At 47.6% G+C, this 1,215-nt stretch carries 1 protein-coding gene; it reads right to left on the bottom strand.

The genetic code is table 11. The features are described from left to right. Positions 1–1,129 (bottom strand): phosphoribosylglycinamide formyltransferase 2 (gene purT, locus ACWHAR_RS22160; RefSeq protein WP_452087840.1); only part of this gene is annotated, 1,129 nt, incomplete at its 3' end. Positions 1,130–1,215 lie beyond the last annotated feature (86 nt).

Raw genomic sequence — 1,215 nt, 5'->3', positions numbered from 1 at the left:
CTTTCTTTGCATTCTCTCTTGCCGTTTCAACTGAATCAGCAGCAGAAAGCGCAACTGCCATCCGACGTCCGGTTTTCGTTATCGGCTTTCCAAAGACGCGCACTTGAGTCTTTGGGACTGCCAGTGCATTTTCCAATCCTTCAACAGTGTAATCCGCTAATTCTTTCGGCGCTTTGAGGGGCCTGCTGGCGCCAGGAGAAAGCTGTGTGATTTCTGTAATCGGAAAGCCGAGAATCGCTCGGACATGCAGTGCAAATTCTGACAAATTTTGCGTTACCAGCGTGACAAGACCCGTATCATGCGGACGGGGAGATACCTCACTGAAATATACCCTATCTTTCGCAAGAAACAGCTCAACACCAAACAGGCCGTATCCCCCAAGCTCATCCGTGATCGTTTTCGCAATATGCTTCGCTTCTTCTATTTGCTGCTCTGTCATATCATGCGGCTGCCATGATTCGATATAATCCCCGTCCTTTTGCACATGACCGATCGGCTCGCAAAATGCCGTACCGTTAACCGCACGTACGGTTAAGAGTGTGATTTCTGATTCGAATGGGATAAACTCCTCAACGATCACGCGGCCGTTTTTCACCCGTCCGCCTTCCATCGCCGTCTCCCAGCAGCTCTCTAAATCCGCTTCAGAGCGGCAGATACTTTGGCCTTTTCCAGAAGAACTCATCAATGGTTTAACGACACAAGGAAAACCGATCTGTGCTGCCGCTTGTATAAATTCATCATATGTATTCGCAAATTCATAGCCAGCCGTCGCAAGTCCAAGCGTTTCTGCCGCAAGCCGTCTGATGCCTTCCCGATCCATCGTCAGCTTGGCCGCACGGGCATTCGGGATGACGTGAAATCCTTCCTCTTCAAGCTTCAGCAATTCATCCGTCGCGATCGCCTCCACCTCAGGCACAATCAAATCCGGCTTTTCTTTCTCAATGATGGCTCTGATCTGCTCGTGATCCAGCATATCAACGACATAGCTATTATGCGCAACCTGCATCGCCGGAGCATGCTCGTAACTGTCAACTGCCACCGTCTGTACCCCAAGACGCTGGGCTTCAATCACTACCTCTTTACCTAACTCACCTGAACCTAACAATAAAACCTTCTTTGATTGATACATCTTTGCCCCTCCTATCTGTTCCAAACCATTATAACTGAAATATTTGAAAAATAAATTTTTATTAAAAAAGATAAAATTAATATTGA

The sequence above is a fragment of the Bacillus sp. LR--39 genome (assembly GCF_053613335.1).
Note: the sequence above shows the minus strand (reverse complement) of the source record. Positions and strands in the feature narration are given on the sequence as shown.